This window comes from Amycolatopsis pithecellobii, from assembly GCF_009707865.1.
GTDB classification, from domain to species: Bacteria; Actinomycetota; Actinomycetes; order Mycobacteriales; family Pseudonocardiaceae; genus Amycolatopsis_E; species Amycolatopsis_E pithecellobii.
This window is the reverse complement of sequence record NZ_WMBA01000086.1, coordinates 1-22,916: the sequence shown is the minus strand read 5'-3', so window position 1 is coordinate 22,916 and position 22,916 is coordinate 1. Positions and strand designations below refer to the sequence as shown.

Genomic DNA, 22,916 nt, shown 5'->3' with positions numbered 1-22,916 from the left:
GTACCCGCCTCGTCGCTGACGTCAACGTCAGGTCCTAGCTTACCCGCGGCCGGTGCCCGAAAATGGTCCGATGGAGGTCACCTTCGCCGAGGACTACATCTGCTTCCGGACGTACCCGTTCCCCGGCGCCACCGTGCATCCCACCGGCGTCCTGCCGCGTGCACGGATCCGCGACGCCGACTGGAAGGCCTGGCCACCGGAGATCCGGACCGTCACCGGGGAGACCCTGTTCGTGCCGCGATCACAAGAGGCGGAGCTGCACCAGTTCTGCGACCGCAACGGCATCGCCGGACATTGCCGCCCCGACACGTGGTCCGACCTCCTCGAACCGTTCCTGGACACCTGGTTCGACCCCGACCACGACCGCGCCACCGATGAGCGTCTGCGGCAAGCCGGTGTGTCACAAGAAGAAACCGAGGAGATCCGCGAGCGGCTCACTCCGCTGATGAAGGCCTACAACTTCGACAGCATGCTCTGGGAGTGGGTGAACCTCAACCTGTTCGACCTCCTCAGCGCGCTCAGCGGGCCGCTCGTCCCACCGGGTCTGCAGGCCACGCTCGGCGACCCCGCGGTGCTCTACGTCTGGGCCATGGAAATCGCCGACCGCGCCCGCTGAGCAGGAAGTCAGCCCCCTTTCGCGGGTGCCTTCTTTTCTCGCACCGTGAAAGACGTGGTGGGCAACAGATGGACATGAGTCTCGTCATCGGAAAGCTCGAGTCCGCGCCGGATCTGCGATCGGTGCGACAGGTGGCGGCGCAAGTGCTGGCTCAGCCATCAACCCGCGTACGGCTGGCGGTGGCGTTGCGGGTGAGCGAGCTGCTGTGCGCCGCCATCGACGAGCTGCTGACCCGGCATCCGGACGACGGTGCGGCCCTGGACACCGGCATCTACCGGCCCTGCCGCACAACGCCGCACACCGGGACGGCCCTTTCGGAACTGCTGCGCGTGAGCGACGGCGCCGAGGCCTACCTGCTCGAACTGGGCGCGTTCGACGACTACGCCGACGTGATCGCCGGCCTCGTCGAGGTGTCGGCGTTCCGCCAGGAAACCGACGACCTCGTGCTCCACCGGTGCCTGCTGGCCGTGCACGCCGCGGCCGAGGTCTTCCTCCGGGCCGGGCAGGGCAAGCTCACTCCCACGGAACACGCCTCGGCCGTCGAGCCCGCCCGCTACCCCAAGGGCGACGTGAAGCACGCGGTGGTGCGCACGGCGCTGAGGCCGGTCCTCGGGCATCACCAGATCATGACGCTGAACTGCGCCGCGTGCGTGGACGCCGAGATGCCACCCCGGGTGGCATTCACCTCGTACCAGGAAAACCTGTGCTGGTTCACCGACTGGGCCACCGCACACCGGGACGACGGCGACATCATGGCGGCCATCCAGACCTCGCTGACCGGTGACTCCCTTGGCGGCACGCAAGATCTCGGACAGTGGGGACAGTGGCGAGCACGCAACGGCATCGGCGACGGGTTCAGCCGGTGGCTGGCGCAGCTGGACCACCTGACCAAGAAGGTCAGCAACCCGGCCCTGCTGCACACCGGGGTGCTGTGCGCCATGACTCCCTTGGTGCGCAAGGTAATCGTGGCGAGCGTGTCGTACGGGTCCTACCATTTCTGGCCGGTGCACCGGCAAATGTCCTTCGACGACTACGTTCGCCACATCTGCGCGAGTATCGGTGGGATGGTGCGGGGGTGGGCCGTCGATCACGATTCCGAGGCGGCCATCGGGGAACACAACCTGCTGAACTGGGTTTGCCGCGCCTGCGCCACGGCCGCGACACGGGACGCGCTGTCACCTCGCAATGCCCAGGCGAAACGCGATGATGCCCGGATGCGGATCGCCTGGGGCCCGCAAACCTATTTTTACTTCGGCCAACGACATCACGGATTCGCCCGCCGCGTGGACAACTTGCGTGAGCAGGACAGGTTCGCCGGACGGGAGCTCGATATCCGGCCGATTCCGCGCCACTGCTCGCCCGTTGTCGCCGGCGACAATGTCCCGGACATCGTCAGCAAACTGCTCGCGCTTTGTGGTGCCGACGCCGGAAAAATCGACGAGGACGCACTCGGGATCGACACCTGGGACTGCACGCCCCGGCTGTGCGCGGAATGCGCGTTCGACGGGCAGCGGGCGCAACTGTTCATGATCTCCGTGGGTGCCGCGCGACTCGCGTGCCTGCTCCCCCGCCACTACCGGGCGGAGTTCGTGCGGCTCATGGACACCTACGGGTTCCGGTTGTTTCCCGCGGTGCAGACGAGGCTGCTGGTGCAGTGCGCGTGCCTGCCGCGGTGGATCGCGGACGTGCTGAGCCACGGGTACGCCGACGCGGGCACCTGGTGCGGGCAAAGTGACTGCACCACCCCGGCACGGCAACCGTTGCCACCGGACATCGGCGAGACCGACGAATACGATCACGTTCCGCTGCCGGACACGCTGTTGCGGCAGGCGCAGACCGAAGCCCGCCGATACGCCGCCGACACCGGCCGGACCGACTGGCTCGCGGTCGTGGCGCGACCGCTCAAGATCTGAACCGCGGTTACCGGGACCGTTGCGAAAAGGGCTGGAAAAGGGGCCCGCCGTCATGGCACGATCGCGCACGTGACCAGCAAGGACGCGCAGCACCTGCAGGACCTCGCGCGGTTGCGCCGCGTCCGGGACCGGATCGATCGCGAATACACCCGGCCGCTGGATGTGGAGGCCCTCGCGCGCGGCGTGCACATGTCAGCGGGACATCTCAGCCGCGAGTTCCGGCTCGCCTACGGTGAGTCACCGTATTCGTATCTGATGACACGGCGCATCGAGCGCGCGATGGCGTTGCTGCGCCGCGGCGATCTCACGGTCACGGAGGTCTGTTTCGCGGTCGGCTGCTCGTCGCTCGGCACGTTCAGCACCCGCTTCACCGAACTGGTCGGGATGCCGCCGAGCACCTACCGGAACCAGGCACGGGCGACCGCGGGGATACCGCCGTGTGTGGCGAAACAGGTCACCAGACCGATCAGGAATCGAGAAGCGCCCGCACCGGTGCCGACTTAATGTGACGGCCATGGACATCACCATTCACGCGAGTTTTCTGCCCCACGACGATCCGGAAGCCTCATTGGCCTTCTACCGCGATCTGCTCGGTTTCGAGGTCCGCAACGACGTCGGCTACCAGGGGATGCGCTGGATCACGGTCGGCCCGGCCGGGCAGCCCGACACTTCCGTCGTGCTGCAGCCGCCGACGGCCTTCCCCGGCATCACCGACGACGAGCGCCGCACCATCACCGAGATGATGGCGAAGGGCACCTACGCCGCACTCAACCTGGCCACCAAGGATCTCGACCAGACGTTTGAACAGTTGCAGGCGAGCGGCACCGAAATCGTTCAGGAACCGACCGAGCAGCCGTACGGGCTCCGCGACTGCGCCGTGCGTGATCCCGCGGGCAACCTGATCCGCATCCAGCAGTCTCGCTGACGCATCCGGCCGCCCGAGGAGAGGGAGACTTCATGAGCAGGGCCGCGGAAACCCCACACGTTGCCGACAGCCATGAGCTGATCCGCGTGCACGGCGCGCGGGAGAACAACCTCAAGGACGTCAGCATCGAGCTGCCCAAACGCCGGTTGACGGTCTTCACCGGGGTTTCCGGCTCGGGCAAGAGTTCGCTGGTGTTCAACACGATCGCCGCCGAATCGCAACGGCTGATCAACGAGACCTACAGCGCGTTCGTACAGGGGTTCATGCCGACGCTGGCCCGGCCCGACGTGGACGTCCTCGACGGGCTGACCACGGCGATCATCGTGGACCAGCAACGGATGGGTGCCGACCCGCGGTCCACCGTCGGCACCGCCACGGACGCCAGCGCGATGCTGCGCATCTTGTTCAGCCGGCTCGGAAAGCCGCATATCGGCTCCCCGCAAGCGTTTTCCTTCAACGTCGCCTCCATCAGCGGTGCGGGCGCGGTGACGGTGGAGCGTGCCGGGCGGACGGTGAAGGAGCGGCGCAGTTTCTCGATCACCGGCGGCATGTGCCCGCGGTGCGAGGGCCGGGGCGCGGTCAACGACATCGACCTCACGCAGCTCTACGACGAGACGAAATCGCTCAGCGGCGGCGCGATCACCATCCCCGGCTACAGCATGGACGGCTGGTACGGCCGCATTTTCAGTGGCAGCGGCTTCTTCGACATGGACAAGCCGATCAAGAAGTTCACCAAGCGCGAGCTGAACGATCTGCTGTACAAGGAGCCGACCAAGATCAAGGTCGAAGGCATCAACCTCACCTATGAGGGCCTGATCCCGAAGATGCAGAAGTCCATGCTGTCCAAGGACGTCGACTCGCTTCAGCCGCATATCCGCGCGTTCGTGGAGCGGGCGGTCACGTTCACCACGTGTCCCGAATGCGAGGGCACCCGGCTGTCGGCGGAGGCCAGGTCGTCGAAGATCAAGGGAATCAGCATCGCCGACGCGTGTGCGATGCAGATCAGCGACCTCGCCGAGTGGGTCGGCAAGCTCAAGGAACCGTCGGTGGCGCCCCTGCTGGACGCCTTGCGGCACACGCTCGACTCGTTCGTCGAGATCGGGCTCGGCTACCTCAGCCTCGACCGCGCCGCCGGCACGCTCTCCGGCGGCGAGGCGCAGCGCACCAAGATGATCCGGCATCTCGGGTCCTCGCTCACCGACATCACGTATGTCTTCGACGAGCCGACCATCGGCTTGCACCCGCATGACATTCAGCGGATGAACGACCTGCTGCTGCAGTTGCGCGACAAGGGCAACACCGTGCTGGTCGTGGAACACAAGCCGGAAGCCATCGCGATCGCCGACCATGTCGTCGACCTCGGTCCCGGCGCTGGCAGCGCGGGCGGCGAGGTCGTGTTCGAAGGCACCGTGCAGGGGCTGCGGTCCAGCGGCACGCTCACCGGCAAGCATTTGGACGACCGCGCGGCGCTGAAACCGTCGGTGCGCACACCGTCGGGCGCGCTGGAGGTGCGTGGCGCGAACACCCACAACTTGCGCGACGTCGACGTCGACATCCCGCTCGGCGTGCTGGTCGTCGTCACCGGGGTGGCCGGCTCGGGCAAGAGCTCGCTGATCCACGGCTCGGTTTCCGGGCGGGACGGCGTGGTGGCCGTCGACCAGACCCCGATCCGTGGCTCGCGGCGCAGCAACCCGGCGACGTACACGGGGCTGCTCGAGCCGATCCGCAAGGCGTTCGCGAAGGCCAACGGCGTCAAGCCGGCGCTGTTCAGTGCCAACTCGGAAGGCGCGTGCCCCAACTGCAACGGCAATGGGGTCGTCTACACCGACCTGGCGATGATGGCGGGTGTCGCGACGCCGTGCGAGGTGTGTGAGGGCAAGCGGTTCCAGGCCGAGGTGCTGGAGTACAAGTACGGTGGCCGGGATATCAGCGAGGTGCTCGCGATGTCGGTGGCCGAGGCGGAGGAGTTCTTCGGTTCGGGCGAGGCGAAAACGCCGGCCGCGCACAAGATCCTGGACCGGCTCGTGGACGTCGGGCTCGGGTATCTCAAGATCGGCCAGCCACTGACCACCCTGTCCGGCGGCGAACGGCAACGGCTCAAGCTGGTCACTCACATGGCGGCGAACGGCGGGGTCTACGTCCTGGACGAGCCGACCACCGGCCTGCACCTCGCCGATGTGGAACAGCTGCTGGGCCTGCTCGACCGGCTCGTGGAGGCGGGCAAGTCGGTCATCGTGATCGAACACCACCAGGCAGTGATGGCGCATGCCGACTGGATCATCGACCTGGGCCCGGGCGCCGGACACGACGGTGGCCAGGTTGTCTTCGAAGGCACGCCCGCCGATCTGGTGGCCGCGCACTCCACGTTGACGGGCAAGCACCTCGCGGAGTACGTGGGCAGTTAAGTCTTGCGGCGGCGGGATCGGCACCGTCCACACGCGACAGTGACACGCCCGCCGACGCAAGCAGAGGTCAAAGACCGGCGCGGCCCGCCGAACCGTCCGCCGCTGTGAGGCCGCGTAGCAGCAACGTGGTCAGGGCCTCCTGATCCTCGCCGAGTGCGTGGAGCAGGTCTTCGTCGGCCGCCTGGACGACCTCGCGCCCCTTGGCGAGCAGCGCCTCGCCGGCGCGGGTCACGTGCAGCTCGGCCGTCCTGCCCCGGCCGGGCTCCGTGCCGCGGTCTATCGCGCCCAGGACTTCCAGCTGCGCCAAGGTCGACTGCATGCTCTGCACCGTGATCCCGGCCCGCCGCGCGAGTTCGCTGTAGGACAGGCCCGGCCGCCCGGCCAGATGGCCCAGCGCCGAAAGGTGCCGCAGCGACAACCCGTGCTCCCGAAGCGCACCGTCCATCCGCTCCCGCAGCCGCCTGCCGAGCAGCACAAGCAACATCGCGGGACTGGCGGGAGGCGGCTGAGTCACACCTCGCATCTTTGCAGACCCAGTTTCAGCCTACCTCAAACCTCAGATACAGTCTGACTGAAACCAAGGAGGTCGATTGTGAACAAGGTTCTGCTCAGCATCCACGTGCTGGCCGCCATCGTGCTGATCGGACCGGTGACGGTGGCCGCGAGCCTGTTCCCGCGCCACGCGCGCCTCAAGGAGCTCGGCGTGCTGCGTGTCCTGCACCGGATCAGCACCGTCTATTCCCTGGCCGGCCTTGCGGTCCCGGTTTTCGGGATCGCGCTCGCCGCGCAGATGCACGTATTGACCGAGGCGTGGCTGATGATCTCGATGGCGCTGACGGTCGTCGCCGCCGCGTTGCTCGCGGTCGCGATCGTGCCGGGCCAGCAACGGGTTCTCGCGGCACTCGAAAAAGACGAAGAAGCAAGCGGCCCGAATCTCGCAATGCTGACCGGATTTTTCGCGCTGACGTGGGCGATCGTCGTCGTGCTCATGATCGTCCGCCCCGGCTCCACGACCAACGTGTAGTGCGCTGTTCGTTACCAGTCCGACCACAGTCACGGCTATCCGGCTTGCGCAGCAACGGTTACGTGCTGCTGGGGTCTGCCTGCTTCTGGTCGGACTGGTAAAAGCCCGGCGCCGAGTGCGGCGCCGGGCTCGGGGTGAGGAAAAAAATCAGGCGACGGCCTTCGCGACCGGCTCGCTGGTGCGCACCTCCAACTGGTGCACGACCCGCTCAGTCGAAAGCTCGTGCAGCGTCAGGTCGATCACGGCGACCAGCACCACGCCGAGCGCGTTGGCGAAAACCAGCGCCGGAGCAGTGAACACGAGCGCCGCGATCAGGGACCACAGGCTCACCAGACCGAGTACGCCGTGCCCGACCCGGGTGGACACTCGCTTGCCGAACACCGCACCGAGTGCGCCCAGCAAAGTCAGCCCCGTGAAGACACCAAACCCGATCCAGGCGGCCAACGGTGCCGAAAACGCGACCGAGGCGACCACAACAAATGCGCCGGCGAGAATGCCGAAAACGTCAACACCGAAACGCGCGTTGAGAGACATTGTCGTAAACCTCCACGCCGCCTCCATTGGCGGCATCACCATCTCGAGTACGAGTCGGGCAGACCATTTCAGGCCTGGGCGGCTCGGACATCCGGGACCTCCCCGGTATCCATCCCGATCAACTTCGGTCGCCGGAAATCCCTTCCCGGACTGGATGTCTCGTAGGACACACTGCCGCGCCGTGCGCCACAATGTAAGGGTGGCGGATTTCGAGCAGGTGCTGAACACGGTCGGCCCGCGGCTGCGCGCACTGCGCAAACAGAACCGGTCGACCCTGGCCGAACTCTCGGAGGCGACCGGTATTTCGGTCAGCACCCTGTCCCGGCTCGAGTCGGGCAGCCGGAAACCGAGCCTTGAATTGCTGCTTCCGCTGGCGCGAGCGCACCGGGTGCCGTTGGACGACCTGGTCGGTGCGCCGCAGACCGGCGACCCGCGGGTACATCTGCGCCCGCGGGTGCACCACGGCATGACGGTCGTGCCACTCAGCCAGAATCCTGGCGGCATGCAGGCGTTCAAACTCATCCTGGCGGGCGGGGGCCGGACCGAGCCGGAGCCCCGCACACACGAAGGACATGACTGGCTGTACGTGCTCAACGGCCGGTTGCGCGTTGTACTCGGCGAGCACGACATCGTGTTACGTGCTGGCGAAGTCGTCGAATTCGACACGCGGGTGCCACATTGGTTCGGCAACGCCGACTCCCGTCCGGTGGAATTCCTCAGCCTGTTCGGACCGCAAGGCGAGCGTATTCACGTCAGGGCGCGCAGCCGCTGAGACTCGCGCCTGTCAGTCGTCGACGGCCTGATACACCGACGTCCAGAAGTCCTGATATACCGGGGAAAAGTCCGGGAAACCCGCGACCTGCGTGAGCAGAACGCCGGTGAGCCCTTCGGCCGGATCGACCTGCCATGAGGTGCCGAGTCCGCCGTCCCAGCCGTAACAGCCCGGGCGGTGGTGCATACCCGTGTGCGCTGTCACGACCGAAACACCGAAACCCCAGCCACGATTGTCGAAATAGCCGGGGAAGAAACCGGAAACCGCTTTCTGGGCCGGTGTCAGGTGATCCGTCGTCATCAGTTCGATCATGGGACGGGACAGGATCCGGGTTCCCTCGTGCTGCCCGTTGTTCAGCATCAGGTGCGCAAAGGCCGACATGTCGTCTATTGTGGACAGAAGCCCGCCGCCGCCGGACAGGAACCGCGGGCGGCGACTCCATTGGCCGCCGGGTTCATCGAAAACCGAACCCTCCAGGTAGCTCGTCACCAGTCTGTCCACTGAGGACGTACTGAACGCGGTGTCCTTCATGCCCAGCGGTTCGAAGACACGCTCGGCGAGGAACGCGTCCAGCGGCTTCCCGGACACCCGCTCGAGCAGCACGCCGAGTACGTCGGAACCCACGTGATAGAGCCATTTCTCGCCCGGCTGCGCCATCAACGGCAGCTCCCCCAGCCGCCGCAGCCACTCGTCCGGCGCCGGGTAGTCCGCGGGATTCGGCGGCCCCATGCCCAGCAACCGCTCTCTCGCGGCCGTCACGATCGGATAGGGCTCGAACAGCTGACCGAACCCGAAGCGGAAGGTCAGCAGGTCTCGCAACGTGATGGCCCGGTTCGCCGGCACCGTGTCGTCGAGCTCGCCATCGATCCGGCGCAACACCCGCCGGCCGGCCAGCTCCGGCAACACCTCGTCGACCGGATCGTCCAGTCGCAGCACACATTGCTCGACCAGAGTGAGGGCACCGACGGCCGTGATGGGTTTGGTCATCGAGCTGATCCGGAACAGCGAGTCACGCCGTAGCGGCGCGCCGTCGAACGCCTGCTTGCCGAGCACATCCACGTGGACTTCACCGCGACGGCTCACCAGCATGATCACCCCTGGCACCGTACCGCGCTCGACATGCCGAGCCATGACGTCGTGCAGCTGCGCCAACCTTGCTTGAGAAAACATGACCACTCCGCGAAATCGACTCGTCAGTCCTTCGCCGGTGTGGACCCGCACCCGGGACGAAACTCATCGGCCTTGCCCATATATTCCTCGGTGGCTATATTCCTGTTATGGCATCAACGTTCGAGGTGCTGGCCGAACCGCGGCGCCGCGAGATCCTCGACCTGCTGCGGGTGCGGGAACGGCCGGTTGGCGACCTGGTCGAGCGGCTCTCGCTCAGCCAGCCCGCCGTGTCGAAACACCTGAAAGTCCTACGCGAGGCGGGTCTCGTCGAGGTGCGACAGGACGCGCAGCGCCGCTGGTACCGGCTGCGAGTGCAGCCGCTGGCCGAGCTCGACGCCTGGCTCGCCCCGTACCGGAGGATGTGGGAGGACAGCTTCGACGCACTCGAACGCCACCTCGACCAGGGAGATGACTGATGGACGCGGAAATGATCACCGCGGGCGAGAGCACGGTGCTGCGATTCGAGCGACGGTTCGCCCACCCGGTCGCGAAAGTGTGGCGCGCGATCACCGAGCCCGCACAGCTGGCGCACTGGTTCCCCGCCGCGGTGGAAACCGAACTGAAAATCGGCGCGCCGATGACGTTCACGTTCCCCGACGCGGCACCGATCGACGGTGACCGCGGCGGCGAGATCCTCGAAATCGACCCGCCGAAGGTCTACGCATTCCGTTGGCACAAGGACGTTCTGCGGTTCGAGCTCGTGCCGGACGGCGACGGCTGCATCCTGTACTTCTCGCAGACACTCGGTGGTGGTGAGCTCGGCCGGCTCGCCGCGGGCCGCAACGCGGCGGGCTGGGACCACTGCCTCGCCGCGCTCGCCGCCCGTCTCGACGGCCGCGAGCCGGAACCGTTCACGCACTGGCTGTCCGCAATGGAGCATTACGTCGACGTCTTCGGTCTCGCGGAGGGCACCCGGACCGACACCGCGGAGGGCACCGAGTTGCGCTTCGCGCTCGACCTGGTTTGGAAACCGGTCGACGAGGCCGGGAAGTTCGTGCCGGGGCTGGTGGAAACCGTCGAACCCGGCAAGGTCGACTGGGAACTGTTCGCCGACCCCGATTTCGGGACTCGCCTCGTGCTGACGCACGTCGTGCCTGCCGAACACGCGGACGCCGAGCTGGCCGCGTGGCCCGCCCGGCTCAAGGAATTCTTCGCGGCCGTCCACACCGGTCAGTGAGGTTCACGCCACACACGCGGCCCGCACATGGTGGTTAAGCTCCGGAAACATGAGCAGCGCGACGGAGCCGATCGGGACGCCACCGCCCGACGAACCGGACATCCACACCACGGCCGGGAAGCTCGCCGACCTGTACCGGCGGTACCAGGAGGCGGTGCACGCGGGTTCGGCGCGCGCCGTCGAGCGCCAGCACGCGAAAGGCAAGAAAACCGCGCGCGAGCGCATCGATCTGCTGCTGGACCCGGGTTCGTTCGTGGAACTGGACGAGCTGGCGCGGCACCGGTCGACGAACTTCGGCCAGGAGAAGAACCGGCCCTACGGCGACGGTGTGGTGACCGGCTACGGCACCGTCGGCGGGCGTGGCGTGTGCGTGTTCAGCCAGGACGTGACGGTGTTCGGCGGCTCGCTGGGCGAGGTGTACGGCGAGAAGATCGTCAAGGTGATGGACCTGGCGCTCAAGACCGGCAGGCCGATCATCGGCATCAACGAGGGCGGCGGCGCACGCATCCAGGAAGGCGTGGTCTCGCTCGGCCTGTACGCGGAGATCTTCCGGCGCAACACCCACGCGTCCGGCGTGGTCCCGCAGATCTCGCTGATCATGGGCGCGAATGCGGGCGGGCACGTGTATTCCCCCGCCCTGACCGACTTCGTGGTGATGGTGGACCAGACCTCGCACATGTTCATCACGGGTCCCGACGTGGTGAAGACGGTGACCGGCGAAGAGGTCACGCTGGAGGACCTCGGCGGCGCGCGCACCCACAACACCAAGTCCGGCAACGCGCACTATCTGGCTTCGGACGAGGAAGACGCGATCGCCTACGTCAGGGAACTGTTGTCGTTCCTGCCGTCCAACAACCTTTCCGACCCGCCGGTGTTCGACTCGCCGGAGCCCACCGAAGGGTCCATTTCGGACGGTGTCACCGAGACCGACCGTGAGCTGGACACACTGATCCCCGACTCGCCGAACCAGCCGTACGACATGCACGAGGTGCTCACGCGCGTCCTCGACGACGGCGATTTCCTCGAGGTGCACGAACTGTTCGCGCCGAACGTGCTCGTCGGGTACGGCCGGGTCGACGGGCACGCGGTGGGTGTGGTGGCCAACCAGCCGACCCAGTTCGCCGGCTGCCTCGACATCGACGCATCGGAGAAGGCCGCGCGGTTCGTGCGCACCTGCGACGCGTTCAACATCCCGGTGCTCACGTTCGTCGACGTGCCCGGTTTCCTGCCGGGTACCGACCAGGAGTGGAACGGCATCATCCGTCGTGGCGCGAAGCTCATCTACGCCTATGCCGAAGCCACCGTCCCGCTTGTCACCGTCATCACCCGCAAGGCCTTCGGTGGCGCCTACGACGTCATGGGGTCCAAGCACCTGGGCGCGGACGTGAACCTCGCGTGGCCGACCGCGCAGGTCGCGGTGATGGGCGCCCAGGGCGCGGCGAACATCGTGCACCGCAAGACTCTCACCAAGGCCGCGGAAGAGGGTCGCGATGTGGAGGCGCTGCGTGCGGAGCTGATCCAGGAGTACGAGGACACGCTGCTCAACCCGTACGAAGCGGCCGAGCGCGGTTACGTTGATTCGGTGATCGTGCCTGCCCACACCCGCGGTCACATCGTGCGCGCACTCACGATGCTGCGGGAAAAGCGGGAAAGCCTGCCGCCCAAGAAGCATGGGAATATCCCGCTGTGAGCGACGAACCGTTGCTGCGGATCGTCCGGGGCCACCCGGACGACGATGAGCTGGCCGCATTGACCGCCGTGGTGGCGGCCGTGGCCTCCGCTCCGGCCGGCCCCGAGCGGCCGGAGCGGAGGTCCCGCTGGGCGGACCGCGCGGCCTTGCTGCGGCAGGTACCGCACCCGGGCGAGGGAGCCTGGCGCGCCTCGGGCTTTCCGCGCTGACCTTCTGGGGTTCGCCGGTGAGGCTGGCGGTTTCCTTGGTGACGCGGGACGGGCCTCCGCTAACCCCGCCGGCGCTCGGTGGTTCCCCGGTGACGCTGGGCCGACCTGCCGACCCCCACGCGGTTCCCCACGTGCACCGGTGTCCCTCCCTGGCCGCGACGAAATTCCCCACGGCCGGCAACTTCGCCCGCTGACCTCGGCGACTCCCCGCGGACAGTAGTAGCCCACCAGCTCCGGTGAGCCACCGCTCGCGCAGCACCGCGGGGATCCACCGACCTCCGGCGGATCCCCGCGCCCCAGGTTCCTACCCAGCTCCGCCTTCCGATCAACCCGCCCCGCGCTGCGCGCTCGACAGCCTTCGAGTCCACACCGTATAGTCCACATGGAATATACGGATTGGAATCACCAGAGAGGACAGACCGACCGTGGCCGCGGCAAAGCCAGCTCTCACGCCACTCGCGATGGCGATCCTCGAGCTGCTGCACGAAAAACCGATGCACCCGTACGAGATGACCCAGGTCATGCGGCAGCGCCGGGTCGATTTCCGGGTCAAGGTGCGGCCCGGGTCGCTCTACCACACCGTCGAGCGGCTCGAGGCCCAAGGCTTCATCGAGGTCGTCGACACCCAGCGACAGGGACGTCGCCCCGAGCGCACCGTCTACGCGATGACCGGCAAGGGCCGGGACAGCTTCGCCGACCAGGTCCGGGAAATGATCGCGATCCCGACCCAGGAGTACCCGCAGTACCCGGTCGCCTTGTCGGGCGCGAGCGAATTGGAACAGCACGACGCGGTAGACCAGCTCAAGATGCGGGTAACCGTGCTCAAGGCCCGCATCGCCGCGGACGAGGTCGTCATCAGGCAGGTCCTGGAGAAGGACCTGCCTGCCATGTGGTGGATCGACTACGCGTTCTCCCACCACCAGCGTAAGTCCGAACTGGCCTGGACCGAGCAGCTCATCGCGGATCTGGAGTCGGGCCGTATCCCGTGGCCCGGTAGCGCCGCGAAACCCGGCCGGCTCCCACATCTGTCCATTGTGGAGGAAGTCGAGAATGAGCAGACAGCCTAACCCGTGGGCCGCGCTTTCCGCGCTGTGCCTGGGTTTCTTCATGATCTTGCTGGACACCACCATCGTGACCATCGCGATTCCCGCCATGGTCCGCGATCTGCACACCTCCCTCAACTCCGTGGTGTGGGTGCTGAGCGTCTATCTGCTCACCTACGCGGTCCCGATGCTGTTCACCAGCCGCCTCGGTGACCGCTTCGGCCCGAAGCGCGTGTTCCTCGCCGGGCTCATAGTCTTCACCCTCGCCTCGTTGTGGTGCGGCCTTTCCGGCAACGTCGAAATGCTCATCACCGCCCGCGCCGTGCAAGGACTCGGCGCAGCATTGCTGACCCCGCAGACACTCGCGTTCATCACACACCTGTTCCCGCCCGCGAAACGCGGCCCGGCGATGGGCATGTGGGGCGGCGTCGCGGGTCTCGCCACGATCACCGGCCCGCTGCTGGGCGGTGTACTGGTCGATGGGTTCGGCTGGGAATGGATCTTCTTCGTGAACGTCCCCATTGGACTCATCGCGATCGTGCTGACCGGTGTGCTCGTGCCCGACTGGCAACCGAAACACTCGCATTCCTTTGATATCCCCGGAATTTTACTCTCCGCGGCGGGCCTGTTCCTGCTCGTGTTCGGCATCCAGAACGGCCAGCAATACAACTGGGGCACCGTGTTCGGCCCGGTGAATGTCTTCGAGATCATCGGCGCCGGCGTGCTGTTGCTGGTGATTTTCGTGGTCTGGCAACGATTCAACACGCGCGAGCCACTGCTTCCGCTCAAGGTGTTCAACAATCGCAACTTCTCGGCGGGCACCGTCACCGGGATCGCGATCGGCTTCTGCATCACCGGCATGTTCATCCCGCTCGTGCTGTTCGTCCAGGAAGTACTGGGTATGACGCCGACGCAAGCGGGTCTGCTGACGGCGCCGATGTCGCTGCTGTCGGGCATCGTCGCGCCCTTCATCGGCCGCCTTTCGGACAAGGTCAACGCGAAGTACCTGGTGATGTTCGGCTTCGTCGCGCTCGCCGCCGGTGTTGGCCTCATCGCGCTCCAGGCACGGGCCGGGATGAACCCGTGGGCGCTGACTCCGGCGCTGCTGGTGTGCGGGCTCGGCACGGGCAGTGTGTTCGCGCCGATGAGCAACGTGACGATGAGTTCGGTCGACCGCACCCTGGCAGGCGCCGCGTCGGGCATCTTCAACACCGCACGGCAACTCGGGGGCGTGCTCGGCAGCGCGGCGATCGGCGTCCTGTTGCAGGCCCGCATCGTCGCGACCATGGCCGGCACCCACGGCAACGCACCGGTGGCGCTGACCGACGCCGCGCGGCAAACGATGCTCCTGCCGGTCGGGGTGTTGCTGCTCGGTGCCGTCGCCGCGATCGCGATGAAACGGGTCGCGCGGCCGCAACCCGCGACCCCCACCGAACCCGAGCCTGCCCTACGCTCATAACTCGTGCGTTTCGTGCTGGCTTCCCAATCCCCCGCCCGGCTCGGTGTGCTCCGCGCGGCGGGGATCGAACCGAGCGTCGTCGTGTCCGGCGTCGACGAGGACGCCGTGGCCGCGGCCTTGCCCGAGCCCACCCCCACCGAACTGGTCACCGCGCTCGCGGTCGCCAAGGTCGAGGCGGTGCTGGACACGGTGGCCGGCATCCACGCGGACGCGGTCGTCGTCGGTTGCGACTCGATGTTGTCGCTCGACGGCGAAATGCTCGGCAAACCAGGCACACCCGAGGTGGCACGCAAACGCTGGGCACAGCTGGCGGGGCGCACCGGCGATCTGCTGACCGGGCACGCCGTGGTCCGGCTCCACAGCGGCGAACCGGTGGGGCGTGCGACCGGCAGCCACACGACACACGTCCGGTTCGCCGACCCGTCACCGGAAGAGATCGACGCCTACATCGCGACCGGTGAGCCGCTCAACGTCGCCGGCGCGTTCACCCTCGACGGCCGCGGCGGCTGGTTCGTCGAGGGCATCGACGGCGACCCGTCGAGCGTCATCGGCATCAGCCTGCCACTGACCCGGCGCTTGCTCGCCGAGGTCGGCGTTTCGGTCACCGACCTCTGGAGCTAAGGACAGGCGCGCAGATCCGCAGCCGTGAGCCGGACATTCGGCCAGCCGCGGATCTGGGAGGCGTAGGTGTACTTCTTGGTGCAGCCGGCCGGCGCTCCGGCGAGGGTGTAGACGCGCGCCAGCACCGGGGCCGATTCGACGACGGTGATCTCCGGCGCGTCCGTGCCCGTGATGTTGTTCAGCGCGATCGCACCCGCACCGGAGAAGTACGGCTTGTCCACCGAGTTCCACTCGCCGTCCTGCTCGACGAGGACCTCCCCGATCCGCCCGCCGTTCAGTGGCGCGCTCACGAGGCACGCCGAAACCGACGCCGCCACACAGGAAAGTGAGCTCGCGTCGACCCGCGCACCCAGTTCCGTGATACTGGTCTGGACCAGCTGCCCGCCGGCCTGGAACCGGCCGTTGGCGCCTTGCTCGTCCGCGAGCAGGGACACCTGAGCGCCGTTGACCGTCTGTGTCGTCACGGTGCGGCACGGCCCGTCGCCACATTCGGCGGCGGCGCTCTGCGGAGTCATCGCCGGCGCGCCCGCCTCCAGCCGCGGCGCCTGATCCCGCGCTCGCAACGAAGCGACCCCGCCCAGGGCGCCCACCGTGACCACTGCCGCGACCACCGCCGTGATCAACACGGACCGAGGAACCACCTGCCACTCCTTCCCCCAGCGGCAAGGGTAAGCGTGAGCCGCCTCTCACCGCACGGGGACACCCGGCTCGTAAACTCCGAAGAAAGCCGCGGATGCGCTGGTAGCAGCACTGATCCGGGGTGCGACGGAAATATTTCGGGAGGTAGGACGTGTCCGAACAGGCCACCGGCGGACCGGTCACCAAGATCCTTGTCGCCAACCGCGGCGAGATCGCGGTCCGGGTGATCAGAGCGGCCAAGGACGAGGGTCTTGCCAGCGTCGCCGTGTACGCCGACCCCGACCGGGACGCCCCGCACGTGCGGCTCGCCGACGACGCGTTCGCACTCGGCGGCACCACCGCGGCGGAAAGCTACCTCGTCATCGACAAGCTCATCGACATCGCGAAGCGCTCCGGCGCCGACGCGGTGCACCCCGGGTACGGCTTCCTTTCCGAGAACGCCGATTTCGCGCAAGCCGTCATCGACGCGGGCCTGACCTGGATCGGGCCGAGCCCGCAGGCGATCCGCGATCTCGGGGACAAGGTCACCGCGCGGCATATCGCCATGAAGGCCGGCGCCCCGTTGGTGCCGGGCACGAAGGAACCGGTGGCCAACGCCGACGAGATCATCGCGTTCGCCGACGAGCACGGCCTGCCTGTCGCGATCAAGGCGGCGTTCGGAGGTGGCGGCCGTGGCCTCAAGGTCGCCCGCACTATCGAGGAAATCCCCGAACTGTTCGAATCGGCCACCCGTGAAGCCGTGTCCGCCTTCGGCCGCGGCGAATGTTTCGTCGAGCGCTATCTCGACAAGCCGCGGCACGTCGAAGCACAGGTGCTGGCTGACAAACACGGCAACGTGGTGGTCATCGGCACCCGCGACTGCTCTTTGCAGCGGCGGCACCAGAAGCTCGTCGAAGAGGCGCCGGCGCCGTTCCTGAGCGACGAGCAGCGCGCCACGATTCACAGCTCCGCCAAGGCGATCTGCAAGGAGGCCGGCTACTCGGGTGCCGGCACCGTCGAGTACTTGGTGGGCACCGACGGCACGATCTCGTTCCTGGAGGTCAACACCCGGCTGCAGGTCGAGCACCCGGTGTCGGAGGAGACCGCCGGTGTCGATCTGGTCCGCGAAATGTTCAGTGTGGCCCGCGGCGAGAAACTGCGGTTCACCGAGGACCCGGCGCCGCGCGGGCACTCGATCGAGTTCCGCATCAACGGTGAGGACGCCGGCCGTAACTTCCTGCCCGCGCCCGGCACCGTGACGAAACTGGTGTTTCCCGAAGGCCCCGGTGTGCGGGTCGACTCTGGGGTGCAGACCGGCAGCGTCATCGGCGGGCAGTTCGACTCGATGCTGGCGAAGCTGATCGTCACCGGCACCGATCGGGAGAACGCGCTCGAACGCAGCCGCCGCGCGCTCGATGAGATGGTCGCCGAAGGCATGGCAACAGTGCTGCCGTTCCACCGCGCGATCGTGCGTGACCCGGCGTTCATCGGGGACGGCACGTCGTTCAGCGTGCACACCCGCTGGATCGAGACGGAATTCGACAACCAGATCGAGCCGTTCACCGGCGCCGCCGAGGCCGACGAGGAGAACGCGCCCCGGCAGACGATGGTCGTCGAGGTCGGCGGCCGGCGGCTCGAGGTGTCACTACCCGGCGACCTCGCCCTCGGCGGCGGTACCGGTGGCGGGCAGAAAGCCAAGCCACGCAAGCGAACCGGCGGCGCGAAGACCGCGGTCAGCGGGGACGCGGTGACCGCGCCCATGCAGGGCACCATCGTGAAGATCGCGGTCGCGGAAGGCCAGCAGGTCGAGGCAGGCGAACTGATCGTCGTGCTGGAGGCCATGAAGATGGAGAACCCGGTGACCGCGCACAAGGCCGGTACGGTCACCGATCTGGCGGTGGAGATCGGTTCCGCCGTCACCCAGGGTGCCCCGCTTCTGGAAATCAAGGACTGAGGCCAGGGGCCGGGCCTACTATCAGTGGCGTGGAGGTACCCCAACCCGGCATGCGGATCGGTGACGCCGATCGGGAGACCGCGATGCAGGCGCTCGGTGACCACATGAGCGCCGGCCGGATCACGCTGGACGAGTACGGCGAGCGGTCGGCGCAGGTCACCGCCGCGAAGACCCGCGGTGAGCTCGCCGACCTGTTCACCGACCTGCCCGCACCGCATCCGGTGTTCGGTGAACCGCCGAAGCAGCCGGTCGCCACCCCGAAACCGGCGGGTCCGGTGCCCTACAGCGAGCGGCCGCTGGGCCAGCGGGCTGCTGCCGCGATCCTGCCGCTGTTGTTCATCGGCGCGGTCGTGCTGGGCCTCACCACGCACGTGTGGTGGTTCATCGCGCTGCCGTTCGTCTTCGGCGCGATCGGCCAGGGCCTGTGGGGCAAGGACTGGGACAAGGACGCCCGACGCGATCGCGACCGCGGTCACCGGCGACGTTAAGTCCGGGACCCGTCGCCCGTTCCCCATGCGCGCCGCACCGCGGAGCGCAGCCAGGCGTGGCCGCCGTCGTGGGAGTTGCGTGGATGCCAGCCCATCGCGATCTCGATGCGCGGGAGGGCGAAGGGAATCTCGAGGGCTACGACGGCGAACGACTCCGCGAGTTCGAGCAGTCCCGCTGCTCCGGCCCGGTGGGGTAGCACCGGCACGAGGCACACCAGATCGGTGCGGGCCACGAGGCTCATCGCCGAGAGGTGGTTCGGGAGGGTGGCGAGCACCCGGCGACGCAGCCCGAGCTCTCGCAGGGCGGCATCGGCCGGCCCGGCCAGTTGTCCGCGCCGACTGACGGTCACGTGGCCGGCCTCGGCGAAGCGCCGCGCCGTGAGGTTGCCTCGCGCGAGCGGATGGCCGGCGCGCACGATCAGGGCCATCGCGAGCGTCGTAAGGGTCTCGGTCTCGGTCTCGGGGTCCACGTGGTCCAGCACGCCGATTTCGAGGTCGACGCGGCCATCACGCAGGGCCGGCCCGCCTTCCGTCTCTTCGGAGGCGAAGCGCAGCGCCACCCCCGGAGCCTCCGCGGCCGCCAGCTCCAGGAGCCGCGGAGCGAGTGCGGACACGACGAGATCGCTCGCCTGGAGCCCGAAGGTCGTCCGCAGCGTCGCCGGGTCGGCAGCGAGGCCCGGCGTCAGGAGCGCCGCCGTACGCCCGACCACCTCGGCCACCTCCGCCCGTAGCGCGATGGCGCGCGGGGTCAGCACCATGCCTTGACCCGCGCGGACCAGGAGCGGATCGCCGAGCGCCTGACGCAGCCGCCCCAGGGTGCGGCTCATCGCGGCCGGTGACGTGTGGAGATCCGCCGCGGCCCGGGTCACGCTTCCGGTCCGCAGCAAGGCATCGAGCGCGACGAGGAGGTTGGCGTCCATCCGGCGTTCCTTTCCACGGATTCCACTTCGAGCAATTATTGCGTGCCAGATTTTCTATTGCCGCAATACCTCGGCGCTGCGAATCTCGAGAGGCCAGCCCAATCACGAGGAGTAAAAGGCGTGTCCCTCACCCACAACCCCGCCGGAGACCAGTTCGCCGTCGTCAGCCAGAGCGGTCCGACGATCTCGTTCTTCGATGCCCGCACCCACGAGAAGAAGGCCGTCGTCGAGGTGCCCACCGAGCCGCACGAACTCCTGTTCGACCCGCAGACCCGGCTCGTCTACTGCAGCCACGCCTACCGCGGCGGCTTCTACGACGCCAACGAGGGGCGGCACACCATCATCACCGTGCTCGACGCCGACACGCACGAGCTCGTGGACACCATCGACACCAGCCCCGAGCACGGCCCGCACGGACTCGCGCTCGACCCGGTCCGGCGCCTGCTCTACTGCAGCGTCGAGTCGGGCCCCGCTGGTCAGGGCGGCGTCATCGTCCTGGATGCCGACACTCGCGAGATCCTCCGCAAGATCAGCGTCGAGGCGCCCGGCCCGCACTGGTACCTCATCGACCCCGACGGAACACGCGGCTACTCGACCAACAAGGAAGCCGACTTCGTCAGCGTGCTCGACCTCGAGAAGAGCGCGCTCGTTCACAAAATCCCGATGCCGGGAAGCGAGGGGCTCGCACTCAGCCCGGACGGCGCGACCCTCGCCGTCTCCGCTCCCAAGGCGAACCTCGGCCGGCTCAAGGCGGATCCCGGCGTGCGCCTCATCGACACCGCGCAGGGGCGCATCGTGCGTACGTTGGTCACCGACGACGCGGTCGCGCCGGTGACCTGGGCGTCGGACAACGTCCTCGTGGTGGGGCAGGTCACGACTCCCCCGCTCGACAACCGTGACGAGCGCGGGATCATCGACCCGTTCAAGATCAAGGACGCCCCTGGCGGAAGCCTGCTGATCTACGTAGGCGACTCCGCCGCGACGCTCGCGCAGGTCGCGAGTGTCGACATCGGCGTCTTCCCGCTGACGATGATGACCTCGCCCGGCGGGCGCTACGTCTACGTCTCGGCGATCGCGAGTTCGGTGCTCAGCGTCGTCGACATCGCCGACCCCTCCGCGCCGGCCGTCGTCGACGAGATCTACATCGACCGCAAGCTCGAGCCCGGCGCACACGGCCTGGCCTACCTCCCGGCGAGCAGCTGACGTGGCCGCGCGGATCGACCCGGACGTGCGCGCGGCCCTCACCGAGCTCGTCTTCGAGTTCGCACGACGTGTCGACATCGAGCAAGGGCGGGGCACCGAGCTGCTGTTCCTCCCCGACGGGTACTACCAGTACGACGGACGGGCTGAGCACGGACGTGACGACATCCGTGCCGCCTACGACCGAAGGAGGGCTCGCGGGGAACGCACCGCGAGGCACGTGTTCACGAACCTCACCTTCGCCCGGGGTTCCGACGGTCATCTGAACGGCCGGTCTCTCATGATCCTGTTCGCCGCCGACGGCCCCGCGCCGATCGATTCCGCCGCGCCGATCGTCGTCGGCGATGTCGTGGATGTCTACGCCGAGCACGAGGGCGGGTTCCTCCTCGCGCACCGTGTCATCACGCCCGTGTTCGTCGACCACAGCCGGCCGGCAGTGCTGCCGCTCGGCACCCAGTGACAGTCAGGAGGAGAGACCGTGTATCACTCGAGCGACCCGCGCAGCACCCTGACGGCGTCCGCGGCTTCCCCCGCCGCCGCGTACGGCCGTCCGGAACTCGTGCTGCTGCACGAGATCGAGCCCAGCGTGAGCACCGAGCGCGGATCCCACGCTTGGTATGTCCGCACGTCGCACCTGCTGGTCGGCTATTACGAGCTGGTGGCGGGCGACGGGCTCGACCTCATGCGCGCCCTCGGCGACCGCACGATCGTGGTGCCGCACGACGGTGAATCTGTGGCCTTCTCGCTCCGCGAAGGGGACGCGACGGTCGACGACGCCGAACTGCTCGTCTTCGCGGGTCCCGGCGCGGTGCGAGCCGCGACGGATGCCACGATTATCGAGATCGCCGCGTACGTCGACATCGCCGAGGCGCCGGCCCCGGTCAACGAGGCGGACTTCGCACATCCGGTTCCCGGGGTGCGACCGAACGTGGAGCGCCGGGTCGCGCGCCTGAACAAGGGCGTGCACCGGTACCCCCTCGGCGGATTCCCCACGAGTGACGCACGCTTCGGACGGATTTTCGTCTCGAGCAACGTGATGGTCAACGTGCTTGAGACGGAGGACGGCCCCCGGGATCCCCGCCGCCTGTCACCGCACGCGCACGACGACTTCGAGCAGTGCTCGATCACGACGCGCGGCAGGTACGTCAACCACTGGCGCACGCCCTGGACCCCGGACCTCGCGTCGTGGGAGAACGACTGGCATCCGCGGTATGACAGCCCCAGCGTCGCCGTCATCCCGCCTGGCGTCATTCACACCGCGAACAGCGTCAGTGCCGGGCCGAATCAGATGATCGACGCGTTCGCCCCGCTGCGCGACGACTTCATCGCGAAGGGCTGGGTGCTCAATGCCGGCGATGCCGACCTCTGACGACGCCGTGCGGCGGGGCGTGCTGGTCGGCACATGGATCAAGTTGCCGGCGCTCGAGTCGGTCGAAATCGCCGTCGACGCGGGCTTCGACTTCGCCATCGTCGACCTCGAGCACGCATTCGTGCCCGAGGGGGTGCTGTCGGCGATGCTGGCGGTCGCCGCTCCGTCGCCGATGGACCTGCTCGTGCGGGTACCGGATCATTCCGGCACCCGGGCGAAGGCGGTACTCGACGGCGGCGCGGCGGGGGTCGTGGTGCCGAACGTGGAGACGCGCGAGCAGGCCGTGGCCGTGACGGAGTCGGTGCGGTTCCCCCCGCTCGGCCGTCGGGGGCTTTCGGTGAGCGGTCGTGCGGGCTCGTGGGGCATGACCGGTCTCCGGGCCTACATGGAGATGCAGAACGCCTCGTTGCGTCTCTACCTGCAGATCGAGAGCCGGCGCGGTATCGCGAACGCGCGGGAGATCGCGGCTGTCCCGGGCGTCGACGGTTTGCTCGTGGGACCGGCCGACTTGTCGGCCGACGTGAGAGGCACCGACTGGGAGGGCCGCGAGGCCGAGCTGCTGCGCGAGCTCGAGCGCCACTGCGCGGCCGACGGGGTGGCGCTCGGCACGGCGACGGACGCCGCCCCGGAGAGGGCGCGCGACCTCGTACGCCGGGGCTACCGGCTGCTCGCGGCAAGCAGCGATGTGGGCATCCTCCGCTCGGCGGGCGAGGCGCTGCAGCGGTCGCTCGCCGAGGCAAGTGCTCACCGCGCGTGAGGCGGCCGATGTTTGTCCGCGCCGCTCATTGCGCCACCTCTCCCCCACCACC

At 67.9% G+C, this 22,916-nt stretch carries 25 protein-coding genes; 20 read left to right on the top strand and 5 right to left on the bottom strand.

All coding sequences use genetic code 11. The features are described from left to right. Positions 1–70: 70 nt before the first annotated feature. The 5 genes from GKO32_RS34480 (at position 71) to GKO32_RS34460 (ending at position 5,859) form a co-directional block, all read left to right on the top strand. A complete protein-coding gene (locus GKO32_RS34480; RefSeq protein ID WP_154761110.1) occupies positions 71–616 on the top strand; it encodes a hypothetical protein in 546 nt (181 codons plus the stop codon). A gap of 74 nt (positions 617–690) precedes the next feature. Then, a complete protein-coding gene (locus tag GKO32_RS34475) occupies positions 691–2,529 on the top strand; it encodes a hypothetical protein (RefSeq protein WP_154761109.1) in 1,839 nt (612 codons plus the stop codon). A gap of 69 nt (positions 2,530–2,598) precedes the next feature. Then, positions 2,599–3,033: a helix-turn-helix transcriptional regulator gene (locus GKO32_RS34470; protein WP_312869060.1), complete on the top strand. Its 435-nt coding sequence runs from the start codon at positions 2,599–2,601 to the stop codon at positions 3,031–3,033. Positions 3,034–3,043: 10 nt separating this feature from the next. Then, positions 3,044–3,454, top strand: coding sequence for a VOC family protein (locus GKO32_RS34465; protein ID WP_154761108.1), 411 nt, complete (start codon positions 3,044–3,046; stop codon positions 3,452–3,454). A gap of 32 nt (positions 3,455–3,486) precedes the next feature. Further along, on the top strand, positions 3,487–5,859 hold the full coding sequence (locus GKO32_RS34460; protein WP_154761107.1) for an ATP-binding cassette domain-containing protein: 2,373 nt from the start codon (positions 3,487–3,489) through the stop codon (positions 5,857–5,859). Positions 5,860–5,926: 67 nt separating this feature from the next. Here the strand turns inward: GKO32_RS34460 and GKO32_RS34455 are convergent, their stop codons facing one another. Next, the gene (locus tag GKO32_RS34455) at positions 5,927–6,382 is read right to left on the bottom strand and encodes a MarR family winged helix-turn-helix transcriptional regulator (RefSeq protein WP_154761106.1); all 456 of its coding nucleotides are present in this window, start codon (positions 6,380–6,382) and stop codon (positions 5,927–5,929) included. 69 nt (positions 6,383–6,451) lie between these two features. Between GKO32_RS34455 and GKO32_RS34450 the strand changes: the two genes are divergently transcribed. Beyond that, entirely contained in the window at positions 6,452–6,883 is a 432-nt protein-coding gene (locus GKO32_RS34450) for a hypothetical protein (protein WP_312869058.1), read from the top strand. A gap of 147 nt (positions 6,884–7,030) precedes the next feature. Here the strand turns inward: GKO32_RS34450 and GKO32_RS34445 are convergent, their stop codons facing one another. Then, positions 7,031–7,417, bottom strand: coding sequence for a hypothetical protein (locus tag GKO32_RS34445; RefSeq protein WP_154761104.1), 387 nt, complete (start codon positions 7,415–7,417; stop codon positions 7,031–7,033). 199 nt (positions 7,418–7,616) lie between these two features. Here GKO32_RS34445 and GKO32_RS34440 point away from each other — a divergent pair, with 199 nt between their 5' ends. Further along, positions 7,617–8,189 carry a helix-turn-helix domain-containing protein gene (locus tag GKO32_RS34440; protein ID WP_376766033.1) on the top strand — a complete coding sequence of 191 codons (573 nt, stop codon included), beginning with the start codon at positions 7,617–7,619 and terminating at the stop codon, positions 8,187–8,189. A gap of 12 nt (positions 8,190–8,201) precedes the next feature. Here the strand turns inward: GKO32_RS34440 and GKO32_RS34435 are convergent, their stop codons facing one another. Then, on the bottom strand, positions 8,202–9,359 hold the full coding sequence (locus GKO32_RS34435; RefSeq protein WP_246245199.1) for a serine hydrolase domain-containing protein: 1,158 nt from the start codon (positions 9,357–9,359) through the stop codon (positions 8,202–8,204). A gap of 107 nt (positions 9,360–9,466) precedes the next feature. Here GKO32_RS34435 and GKO32_RS34430 point away from each other — a divergent pair, with 107 nt between their 5' ends. The 7 genes from GKO32_RS34430 (at position 9,467) to GKO32_RS34400 (ending at position 15,558) form a co-directional block, all read left to right on the top strand. Next, positions 9,467–9,775 carry an ArsR/SmtB family transcription factor gene (locus GKO32_RS34430; RefSeq protein WP_154761102.1) on the top strand — a complete coding sequence of 103 codons (309 nt, stop codon included), beginning with the start codon at positions 9,467–9,469 and terminating at the stop codon, positions 9,773–9,775. After that, positions 9,775–10,536 carry an SRPBCC family protein gene (locus tag GKO32_RS34425; protein ID WP_154761101.1) on the top strand — a complete coding sequence of 254 codons (762 nt, stop codon included), beginning with the start codon at positions 9,775–9,777 and terminating at the stop codon, positions 10,534–10,536. The genes GKO32_RS34430 and GKO32_RS34425 overlap by 1 nt, the downstream gene beginning before the upstream one ends. Positions 10,537–10,585: 49 nt before the next feature. Continuing rightward, positions 10,586–12,226, top strand: a complete 1,641-nt coding sequence (locus GKO32_RS34420) for an acyl-CoA carboxylase subunit beta (protein WP_154761100.1) — start codon at positions 10,586–10,588, stop codon at positions 12,224–12,226. Then, complete coding sequence (locus GKO32_RS34415; RefSeq protein WP_312869057.1) at positions 12,223–12,435, top strand: acyl-CoA carboxylase subunit epsilon; 213 nt, start codon at positions 12,223–12,225, stop codon at positions 12,433–12,435. Before GKO32_RS34420 ends, GKO32_RS34415 begins: the two co-directional genes overlap by 4 nt. A 461-nt stretch (positions 12,436–12,896) precedes the next feature. Beyond that, positions 12,897–13,502: a PadR family transcriptional regulator gene (locus GKO32_RS34410; protein WP_154761099.1), complete on the top strand. Its 606-nt coding sequence runs from the start codon at positions 12,897–12,899 to the stop codon at positions 13,500–13,502. Continuing rightward, on the top strand, positions 13,486–14,937 hold the full coding sequence (locus tag GKO32_RS34405; protein WP_154761098.1) for a DHA2 family efflux MFS transporter permease subunit: 1,452 nt from the start codon (positions 13,486–13,488) through the stop codon (positions 14,935–14,937). The genes GKO32_RS34410 and GKO32_RS34405 overlap by 17 nt, the downstream gene beginning before the upstream one ends. 3 nt (positions 14,938–14,940) lie before the next feature. Further along, entirely contained in the window at positions 14,941–15,558 is a 618-nt protein-coding gene (locus GKO32_RS34400; RefSeq protein ID WP_312869056.1) for a Maf family protein, read from the top strand. On the opposite strand, the gene GKO32_RS34395 is transcribed toward GKO32_RS34400, so the two are convergent. Beyond that, entirely contained in the window at positions 15,555–16,199 is a 645-nt protein-coding gene (locus tag GKO32_RS34395; RefSeq protein ID WP_312869055.1) for a hypothetical protein, read from the bottom strand. The genes GKO32_RS34400 and GKO32_RS34395 overlap by 4 nt on opposite strands. A 149-nt stretch (positions 16,200–16,348) precedes the next feature. Between GKO32_RS34395 and GKO32_RS34390 the strand changes: the two genes are divergently transcribed. Both GKO32_RS34390 and GKO32_RS34385 read left to right on the top strand, forming a co-directional pair. Further along, positions 16,349–18,130 carry an acetyl/propionyl/methylcrotonyl-CoA carboxylase subunit alpha gene (locus GKO32_RS34390; protein WP_312869054.1) on the top strand — a complete coding sequence of 594 codons (1,782 nt, stop codon included), beginning with the start codon at positions 16,349–16,351 and terminating at the stop codon, positions 18,128–18,130. A gap of 29 nt (positions 18,131–18,159) precedes the next feature. After that, entirely contained in the window at positions 18,160–18,618 is a 459-nt protein-coding gene (locus GKO32_RS34385; protein WP_312869053.1) for a DUF1707 SHOCT-like domain-containing protein, read from the top strand. On the opposite strand, the gene GKO32_RS34380 is transcribed toward GKO32_RS34385, so the two are convergent. Next, positions 18,615–19,538 (bottom strand): LysR family transcriptional regulator, encoded by a 924-nt coding sequence (locus tag GKO32_RS34380; protein ID WP_154761097.1) that lies wholly within the window; start codon positions 19,536–19,538, stop codon positions 18,615–18,617. The two genes, GKO32_RS34385 and GKO32_RS34380, sit on opposite strands and share 4 nt — an antisense overlap. A gap of 120 nt (positions 19,539–19,658) precedes the next feature. Here GKO32_RS34380 and GKO32_RS34375 point away from each other — a divergent pair, with 120 nt between their 5' ends. The 4 genes from GKO32_RS34375 to GKO32_RS34360 are packed head-to-tail and all read left to right on the top strand — an operon-like array spanning position 19,659 to position 22,864. Further along, complete coding sequence (locus GKO32_RS34375) at positions 19,659–20,741, top strand: YncE family protein (protein WP_208024639.1); 1,083 nt, start codon at positions 19,659–19,661, stop codon at positions 20,739–20,741. Between the two features lies 1 nt (position 20,742). After that, on the top strand, positions 20,743–21,198 hold the full coding sequence (locus tag GKO32_RS34370) for a nuclear transport factor 2 family protein (RefSeq protein WP_154761096.1): 456 nt from the start codon (positions 20,743–20,745) through the stop codon (positions 21,196–21,198). An 18-nt stretch (positions 21,199–21,216) separates the two neighbouring features. Continuing rightward, the gene (locus GKO32_RS34365) at positions 21,217–22,107 is read left to right on the top strand and encodes a hypothetical protein (protein ID WP_154761095.1); all 891 of its coding nucleotides are present in this window, start codon (positions 21,217–21,219) and stop codon (positions 22,105–22,107) included. Further along, positions 22,094–22,864, top strand: a complete 771-nt coding sequence (locus GKO32_RS34360; RefSeq protein ID WP_166459822.1) for an HpcH/HpaI aldolase family protein — start codon at positions 22,094–22,096, stop codon at positions 22,862–22,864. Before GKO32_RS34365 ends, GKO32_RS34360 begins: the two co-directional genes overlap by 14 nt. The last annotated feature ends 52 nt before the right edge of the window (positions 22,865–22,916 follow it).